Genomic DNA, 9,323 nt, shown 5'->3' on the forward strand with positions numbered 1-9,323 from the left:
AATGTCTGACTTAAAATCAGATTTAAAAATAAACTACGTAGAAACAAAAAATCCAAAAACAACTAAAACAACAAGTCATGAATGAAAAACGAATGCGATGCGTCGTAAAGTTTCAAAGTATTAAAAAAACCGCTTGGTTAAAAGCAATCTTGCTTATTGCCTTGTTTTTTGCAGGTTTTACGGCAAATGCTGGCAATAACAATGCAAATAAAAGAGTAACATTAAAGGTAGAAAATGAAAGTATAAAAAATGTTTTTCAAAAAATTGAAAATCAAATCGATGTACATTTTATGTACGAATCCAATCAAATTAATGCCAATCAAAAAATTAGTTTAAAACTATCGAATGTAACTTTAGAACAAGCATTAGATAAAATTTGCAGTAATTTTTTACTTCGATATGAAATTGTAAACAACAATATCGTTATCAAGAAAACACAAAAAACTGCGGCTGCAGATCAAAATAAAATTATTGTTTCTGGAACTGTTTTCAGCGGAGACGATAATATGCCGTTGCCGGGTGTTGGAATTAAAGATAAAAATTCAACTGCAGCAGCAACTACAGATTTTGATGGAACTTTTAAAATGGAAATTAATGCAGCTGAAGCTTTATTAGTCTTTTCATACGTTGGTTACATCAATAAAGAAGTTAAAGTAACCAAAAGCGAAACCATTACAGTAAAATTAGCGGCTGACGTAAAACAACTTCAGGAAGTAGTTGTAATGGGATATGGAAGTGTTAAAAAGAAAGAAGTTCTTGGAGCAGTAGGTTCTGTTTCGATGAAAGAAACTTCTAGCAGAACGTACAATAATGCTGCTGAATTATTGCAAGGAACTGTTGCCGGTGTTACCGTTATTAATGATGGTGGAGATCCAACTGCTTCGCCAACAATTAATATTCGTGGAATTGGTTCTTTGAACGCTGAAACTCCTCTAATTGTTTTAGATGGAATTATTTACAGTGGATCACTAAATACTTTAAATCCAAATGATATTGCTTCGATCAGCGTTTTAAAAGATGCCGCTTCGGCAGCGATTTATGGAGCAAGAGCATCTGGAGGTGTAATCTTAATTACCTCTAAAAAAGGAATTTCAGATCGTATTAATGTGAATGTAAATTATCAGGGAGGTTTTCAGAATGTGGCTAAAAAACTGGATGTTTTAAATGCCGCAGAATATGCAGACGCGATGAATACTGCAAGAGATAATGCTGGTTTACCAAGAATTCCTGCTTTTGATCCTGCTTTTGAACCAACAGCAAGAACAACAAAAACTAACTGGATGGATGAAATTTTCCGTACAGGAGAAATTCAAGATTTGTCACTTTCTATCAATGGGAAAACAGAAAAATCAAATTTCTTTCTTTCAGGAAGTTATAGAAAAAATGAGGGTGTTTTGTTAAATACCTACGGAGAACGTTATACCGTTAGAGCAAATACATCTTTTAAACTGGCAGATAATTTTACAATTGGAGAAAATTTATCCTATTCATTAACAGATGGGCAAACAGCTAATACAGCAAATGCTTATACAGGGGCTATTTTGGCTGCAGTATTTTATCCGCCAAATGCAACTATTTATAGAGAAGACGGTTCTGGGCAATTTGGAGGAGTTCCAGAAAAATATATTGGTTCTTACGGAGACGTTATAAACCCTGTAGCTTATTTAAAAAGACTAGACAACAGAAATCCTGTTTCTACAATTTTGATAAATCCTTATGCAGAATGGGAAATTGTACCAGGTTTAAAAGTTAAATCAAATTGGGGTTATACTAGAATTCAAGACAACGCAACTGATTTTTCAACAAAAATTACAGAACCGGGAAAAATCTTTGACTTTAACCGCTTGACAAAAAAATCAGCTACGACAACTGATTTACTAAGTGAGCAAACTGTTTCTTATGAAAAATCATTTGGAAAACACAATCTTAAAGCCTTAGCAGGATATACGTATCAAGAAACAAAAAGAGATTTTTATACGGTTGAAGGAACAGGTTTTGACAGCGAAGATCCATCACAACGTTATTTGCTAAACGCAAAATTAATTCAACAAACAGGAGCAGGTTTATCTGATGAAATTATCTCATCTTATGTGGGAAGGATTAATTACGACTTCAATCAAAAATACTTAATCTCAGGAATCGTTCGTCGTGACGGAACTTCAAAACTATTATCAGAAAACCGTTGGAAAGTATATCCATCAGTTTCTGCAGGATGGTTAATTTCTGAAGAAGGATTTATGAAAGGTATCAGTTCAACAGTGAGCAACTTAAAATTGCGTGCAAGCTGGGGACAAATTGGAAATTTAGGAAACCTTGGACCCTATCAGTTTAGTGTGCCTTTAACGCAGACTCAAGCTTTAATAGGAGCAACTCCAACTATTAATTATGGTTATGCAGAAAGCGAATTATCAAACCCAAATTTAAGATGGGAAAGTTCAGAGCAGACCAATTTAGGTTTAGATTTTACCATGTTTAATAATACCTTATTAGGATCTGTAGATGCTTACGTAAAAACAAACAAAGATATGTTAGTTCGTGATCAGCTGCCAGGCGTTTCAGGAACTCCGTTAGGAAGAATTGTAAACTCTGGAGATGTTGAAAATAAAGGTATCGAAGCAAGTTTAACTTATCAAAAAACAAGAGGAGAATTTAAATTTGATATTACAGCAAATGCAGCATTTTTAAGCAATAAAATCGTTTCTATTAAAGATGATTTAACTTCACTGGAACCTTTAAACTTAAGCCGAGTTCGTAGTTTGCCTTTAGCGAATATTTATCAAGTAGGAAGTCCGGTTGGTGCATTTTACGGATATGCTACAGACGGATTATTTCAAAGTAATGCTGAAGCAAAAGCGTATGTAAATTCTAATAATGTTGCTTATCAGCCAAATGCTGTTGCCGGCGATATGAAATTTAAAGATGTAAACGGAGATGGAGTAATAAATAACAGTGATAGAGTAGTGCTTGGAAGTCCTTTCCCTAAAACTACATTCAGTTTAAATACCAATTTTAGATATAAAGGTTTCGATATGAATATCTTTTTAAGCGGAGCTGCTGGAAATAGTGTTTTCAATGCCGTAAAACATACCGGTTTAAACGGTTCTTTTCCAGGTTACAATTTATTAGCCGAATCTAAAAATGCGTGGTCACCAACTAATACAAACACTAATATACCAGTATTATCGTCGACAGACAATAACAATAACTTCGGTCGTATTTCTGATTTTTATATTGAAGATGCTTCTTTCCTAAGATTAAGAAACCTTTCTATTGGTTATACAATCAAAGAAAATTGGTTAAACGGAAAAGCTAAACTAAGATTTTTTATCTCGGGACAAAACCTATTTACCATTACAAACTATTCAGGAATGGATCCAGAAGTTGGTCTTAGAAATTTCGGAATGGACTTAGGGAAATATCCACTGTCTCGAATTTACATGACTGGTCTAAACGCTACTTTTTAAAAAAATAAAAATAACAAAATGAAAAATTTAAGTCTTTTATTATTAAGTTTTGTGCTGTTAGTAAGCACTTCAGCTTGCGAAAGTGAACTTGATCTTGTACCGCAAGGAGCACCGTCAAGCGGAAATTTTTGGAAAACTCCGGCAGATGCAAAAGCAGGTGTAAATGCCATTTATGATTTGTATTCTAATGATAATATGTACGGTCGTGGTTTTTTCTGGCTGAACAATGCCAGTGATGATATAGGAACAAAACCAAGACAAAACGCAGAACGTATTAAAAACTTTATTGTTGATGGAGCAGAGTCTGACACAAAAGACATTTGGAGACTGCATTACGAAGTTATGAAACGTTGTAACGATGTAATTCGCAATATTCCGAATATTCCTTTGGATGAAAAAACAAAAAACGGAATGTTGGGTGAAGCTTATTTTAATCATGCCGTAATGCATTTAGAAGTGGCTTATCATTATGGAGATGATCGTGCTGGAATACCAATTCAGGACAGAGAAAATCCAACCAATGTATATGTGCCGCGCGCTAAAAATGTAGCCGAAAATTACGCTTACATCGCAGCAGATCTTATTAAAGCGGCAGATTTATTGCCTTATTTTAATGAATTAACACCAGATAATTATGGTCGTGCACACAAAACAGCAGCTTGGGGGTATTTAGTTCGTACATACTTGTATGCAAAAGATTGGGATAATGCTATAAAATATGCTAATATGATTGTTGCAAGCGGTAAACACAAACTGCTTGATAATTTTGAAGATGTATTTAAAATTAAAAACAACTGGTCTACAGAATATATCTGGTCAGTAACTTCAAGTTCTGAAAATACTTCTTTAGGTTCCATTTTTCCAGGCGTTTGTTTGGAAGATAAAGGATGGGGAGTTTACAATGGATGGGGAAATTTTTATCCAACAAAAGAATTGTTTGATACTTATGTTCCAACAGATAAAAGACGCAGTGCTACTATTTTACAAAAAGGAGATAAATTCACTTATTTTGGAGAAGTAGTTACTTTTAATGAAGGAAAAAATATTGTAAGTTCTAGTAACAGAACGGGTTATCAGTTTAAAAAGTATATGGAGCCGTTTAGTTATCCAAAAACAACTTCAGGCGGAATTGATATTCGTTACGTAAATGCAAATGGAGACAAACCTTCAACGGCACTTAATGTTCCGCTTTTACGATATGCAGATGTGCTTTTGATGTTTGCAGAAGCCAAATTAATGAAAGGTCAAAATGCAGATACTGAAATCAATTTGATTCGTCATCGTGCGGGACTTGGAGATATTGCTGGAGCTACAATGATCGATTTAAAAAGAGAAAGACGTTGTGAATTAGCAGGAGAATGGACAGATCGTCATTTTGATTTAGTACGTTGGGGCGATGCAAAAGAAACTTATGCAAAACCGCTGCACCATTATAACGGAAGTGTAATTTATCCTGCACGTAATTTTAATCCTGCGATACACCATGTTTGGCCAATACCGCCAGATGAAATCGCAGTAAGTAAAGGCGCATTGACCCAAAATCAAGGCTGGTAATTAGTAGTTTCATTTTGATTAGTTTTTTTTTACACTGCAGGCTTGTTGTGTAGTCTGCAGTTTGTAAAAAAGTACAATCAAATTTTAAATAGTGTAAACCAGTCTTTTCCCAAAGAGACTGGTTTGTATTTAAGTAAAGCTTGTTAATCTCGGTAGATATAAATAATGCACTTTCAAATTACAACAACTTAATTTCTAATAAAGTTACCTACAGCTTTAAAAGAATAAAAACATCTTCAATGAAAAAAATATTCACCCTTTTTTGCCTTTCCTTTTTCCTCTTTGCACAAGCACAGGAGTACAGTTCATCAAACATACATTCGCATAATGATTATGCCAGTACGCTGCCATTTTATGGAGCATATGCTAACGAAACCGGCGTTATTGAAGCCGATGTTTTTTTAGTAAACAACGAACTTTTTGTATCGCATACTTCAAAAGAAATTGCGACGCACAACACACTTAAAAGTTTATATCTAGAACCGTTATCTTCAAAATTAAAAAGTTTAGAAGGAAAAGTTTATCAAAGCGGTAAGGCATTAATTTTAATGATCGATATAAAATCTGATGCCGATTCGACTTTGAAATTAATCGTACAGCAATTAAAGACTTTTCCTGAAATCATTTCGAACAAAAATATAAAAGTCGTAATTTCAGGAAACAGACCGCTGCCATCACAATACGCCAATTATCCTGAGTTTATTTATTTTGATGGAAGATTGAATGAAAATTATACTGCCGAACAATTGGCACGAGTAGAAATGATCAGCGAAGATTTGAAAGAATTTACAGTTTGGAATGGAAAAGGTGTTTTGACACAGGATGATTTAGAAAAAATTCAGTCAACAATCAAAAAAGTACACAGCCAAAATAAAAAAATAAGATTTTGGGGAACGCAGGACAATGTAAATACTTGGATGACTTTAATGAATTTAAAAGTTGATTTTATTGGTACAGATAATGTTTCAGAATTGACGCATTTTATCAATAACATTAAATCGACATTTTATCAAAATACCGAATTTCATCAAGCTTACGTTCCTAAAAACACCTCGATTTTTACTAAAAAGAAACCTAAAAACGTGATTCTTTTAATTGGCGACGGAATGGGTTTGACGCAGATTTATGCGGGTTATACAGCCAATAAAGGGCAGTTAAGTCTTTTTAATATTCCAACACAAGGACTTTCTATAACGAAAGCTTCAAATAGTTATATTACAGATTCGGCTGCCGGAGCAACTGCAATGGCAACGGGACATAAAACCAATAATAGATTTATAAGTGTTGATGAAAACGGAAAGCCATTAGAATTAATCACGCAGCAATTAGCTTCAAGAAATTATAAAACGGCTGTTATCTCGGCAGGAAATATTACAGATGCAACGCCGGCGGCATTTTATGCACATCAGCCAGAAAGAAGTTATAGCGAACCTATTGCAAATGACTTCTTATCAAATCCTTCAGATATTTTAATTGGAGGCGGAAAAAATGAATTTAAATCTAGAAAAGACGGAAAAGATTTATCTAAAATATTGACTGAAAGAGGATATACTTTTTTAGATAAATTCAATAGTTTAGATACAATTAAAAACAACAAATTTATAGTTTTAGATGATGCCGCAGTAGTTTCGATGAAAGACGGACGAGGAGACTTCCTGACTAAATCTTTTGCAAAAGCTGCAAGCACTTTATTAAAATCAAAAAATCCATTTTTTATAATGGCAGAAGGCGCACAGATTGATTACGGAGGGCACAGAAATAATGTAGAATATGTAGTTCGCGAAATGCTTGATTTTGATAAATTAGTAGGGCAGGCAATGGAATTTGTAGATAATAATCCTGAAACACTATTAATTGTAACAGCTGATCATGAAACGGGCGGACTTTCGTTAATCGACGGAAGTATTGAGAAAGGTTATGTACATGGAAGTTTCAGTACAAATGATCATACAGCGGTTCCAGTTCCCGTTTTTGCATACGGTGCAGGAGTACAAAATTTTATAGGTGTTTATCAAAATACGGAGATTTACAGCCGAATAATAAAAGCGCTAAGTATAAAATAGCTTTTGTTAACTTCGTTTAGAATAGTATAATAAAAAATAAAACCAGTGAATTTTACGTCACTGGTTTTGTTTTTTCATTGATAGATACAAGATCAATTTTATCTTAGAATAAATTGATTGTTATCCTGTTTTTCTTTCCATAAAATATTTTCCAAATTAATATTCGAACTAAATAAATCATTTCGATCGTTGAGGTTTTGATATTGAAATTCTTTCGCCTGCATTTTGGCTTTTATTGTTTCAATATTATTTGGTGCTTTTATTTCTAATCGTATAAAAACAGATTGCGTTTCATAGCTGTCTTTTTGAACAGATTGGAAATGTGTAATTTCATCATCAGGACCAAGGATGTGACTTATAAAATCTTTTAATATTTCGCTTCGCTGTGGAGATTGAATCATAAAGTAATGTACCAAACCGTCATATAATAAAGAACGTTCTTTTATTTCGGCCTCTTTTTCTACACTTTTTAGACCGCCGTTTATTATACAAATCACGTTTTTTCCTTTTATTTTGTCAGCATAAAAATCTAGCGCGGCAATACTTAATACACCTTCATGTTCTATATTAATATCTTTATTATTGGCTAATTTTAGAATAGTAGAGCAGATTTTTCCTTCTGGAATTTTTATTACATCGGTTAGGTTTTCTTTACAGATGTTAGAAGTCAGATCATCCTGTTTTTTAATAGAAGCAGTATTTAAATTAGAGTTTTTATTAGCAAAAGAATGATCGCTTTCACTTGTAATTTCAAGCGACGGATTTTCTTGATTTGTGACTCCAATAATTTTTGTATTCGGGCTTAGCATTTTAAATGCAGAGGAAATTCCTGCAGCTAAACCATCTCCTTCTAAAGGAACAAAAACGTAATCGATAGGATTTTGATATTCCTCAAGAATTTCAAGTCCCGCAGTTGCCTGACCAGCGATTACTTTTAAATCATCAAAAGGATGTATAAAAGCTTTGCGATGTATCGAAGCATCTCCCAAAGCAATCGAATACGCTTCTTCAAAATAATCGCCAGTTAGGATTATTTTGATGTACTCTTTTCCAAATTTCTGAATTTGTTCTAGTTTTTGCTTAGAGGTATTTTTGGGCAGATATATTTTTCCCATTATTTTTAATAACTCACAGCAATAGGCAACTCCCTGTGCATGATTTCCGTCGCTGGCACAAACAATTCCGCGCTCTTTCTCAGTAATAGATAAAGAATTAATTTTATTATAAACTCCTCTAATTTTAAAAGAACAATCCGCTTGATGGTCTTCACGTTTTAATAAAACAGCGGCACTATATTGCTTCGAGAGACTCAAGTTTTCTAATAAAGGAGTAGGAACAATTACAGCCGTTAATTGTTTCTGAGCAAGTTGTATTTCTTTAAATAAATTCATCTTTGCGTTGTGTTGTTTTTTCAACTTAGTAGTTTTCCATCTCCAATAATTCTTTAGCAAACCCTTCGCTGCCTTTAATCAAAGCAATTTTCGAACTTTTTATAAATTCGACAAGTTCATATTGATTAAGAATAGTTGTTAAATTATCTATTTCATTTTCCTGTGCCGTTACTTCAAATACAGTGTGTTTTTTTTCGATAGATAAAAAAGTAACATTATATTTTTTAAATAAAAGATCAAGATTTTCATTGTTTATCATCCTATCTGTTGGCAGTTTGTATAATGCTGTTTGTGCAGAAAAAATTTCCTCTTCAGTATTATAATAACATCTAAATACATCGATGATTTTTTCTATTTGATGTACCAAGTTTTGCACGATTTCTGAGGCTGCATTAATAACAATTGTAAACCGATGCATTTTATAAATTTCACATTCTGAGATATTCAAGCTTACCAAATTAATTTTCTTTCTTAAAAACATTACGGCAATTCTATTGATTAGCTCTAGTTGATTTTCGGTATAAACTGTCAAAGTATATTTCTCTTCCATTTTGTTTGTGCTGCTGTATTTAGTTAAATTTTTATTTAGTAGTTTTTTATAAAATGCTCGGAATTGTTTCTTTTCAGCGCAAAAAAAAACCTTTCTCGTTTGACGGAGAAAGGTTTCGTATTACACAATATAATCCTAACTCGTCATGAGAGACAAATAATGATAATTGCGATAATAATTATTGCTGTTAAATTTTTCATGTTTGTTTTAAATAAAAAACCTCCCGGTTTAGGGAGGTTTTAAAATTGTATTATGTTATACTTCTTTATATAAAATCCCTTTACTAATATCAAATGATAAT

5 protein-coding genes are annotated in these 9,323 nt (G+C 33.0%); 3 read left to right on the forward strand and 2 right to left on the reverse strand.

Features of this window, described 5'->3' with window-relative positions; genetic code table 11:
* The first annotated feature begins 77 nt into the window (after positions 1 to 77).
* The 3 genes from B0A75_RS11495 (at position 78) to B0A75_RS11505 (ending at position 7,081) form a co-directional block, all read left to right on the forward strand.
* Positions 78 to 3,464 carry a SusC/RagA family TonB-linked outer membrane protein gene (locus B0A75_RS11495; RefSeq protein WP_089054420.1) on the forward strand — a complete coding sequence of 1,129 codons (3,387 nt, stop codon included), beginning with the start codon at positions 78 to 80 and terminating at the stop codon, positions 3,462 to 3,464.
* Between the two features lie 18 nt (positions 3,465 to 3,482).
* The gene (locus B0A75_RS11500; protein WP_089054421.1) at positions 3,483 to 5,018 is read left to right on the forward strand and encodes a RagB/SusD family nutrient uptake outer membrane protein; all 1,536 of its coding nucleotides are present in this window, start codon (positions 3,483 to 3,485) and stop codon (positions 5,016 to 5,018) included.
* A gap of 239 nt (positions 5,019 to 5,257) precedes the next feature.
* Positions 5,258 to 7,081 (forward strand): alkaline phosphatase, encoded by a 1,824-nt coding sequence (locus B0A75_RS11505; protein ID WP_089054425.1) that lies wholly within the window; start codon positions 5,258 to 5,260, stop codon positions 7,079 to 7,081.
* A 98-nt stretch (positions 7,082 to 7,179) separates the two neighbouring features.
* On the opposite strand, the gene ilvA is transcribed toward B0A75_RS11505, so the two are convergent.
* Positions 7,180 to 8,472, reverse strand: coding sequence for a threonine ammonia-lyase IlvA (gene ilvA / locus B0A75_RS11510; protein WP_089054426.1), 1,293 nt, complete (start codon positions 8,470 to 8,472; stop codon positions 7,180 to 7,182).
* Positions 8,473 to 8,497: 25 nt separating this feature from the next.
* Positions 8,498 to 9,022: an acetolactate synthase small subunit gene (gene ilvN, locus B0A75_RS11515; RefSeq protein ID WP_089054422.1), complete on the reverse strand. Its 525-nt coding sequence runs from the start codon at positions 9,020 to 9,022 to the stop codon at positions 8,498 to 8,500.
* Positions 9,023 to 9,323 lie beyond the last annotated feature (301 nt).

Origin of the sequence: Flavobacterium oncorhynchi, assembly GCF_002217355.1 — a bacterium.
In the GTDB taxonomy this organism is placed as follows: Bacteria; Bacteroidota; Bacteroidia; order Flavobacteriales; family Flavobacteriaceae; genus Flavobacterium; species Flavobacterium oncorhynchi.

What these genes read in the sequence shown, in the direction of transcription:
- ilvA (WP_089054426.1), bottom strand. Translation starts at nt 8,472, where the DNA reads ATGAATTTATTTAAAGAAATACAACTTGCTCAGAAACAATTAACGGCT.
- B0A75_RS11505 (WP_089054425.1), top strand. Translation starts at nt 5,258, where the DNA reads ATGAAAAAAATATTCACCCTTTTTTGCCTTTCCTTTTTCCTCTTTGCA.
- B0A75_RS11500 (WP_089054421.1), top strand. Translation starts at nt 3,483, where the DNA reads ATGAAAAATTTAAGTCTTTTATTATTAAGTTTTGTGCTGTTAGTAAGC.
- B0A75_RS11495 (WP_089054420.1), top strand. Translation starts at nt 78, where the DNA reads ATGAATGAAAAACGAATGCGATGCGTCGTAAAGTTTCAAAGTATTAAA.
- ilvN (WP_089054422.1), bottom strand. Translation starts at nt 9,022, where the DNA reads ATGGAAGAGAAATATACTTTGACAGTTTATACCGAAAATCAACTAGAG.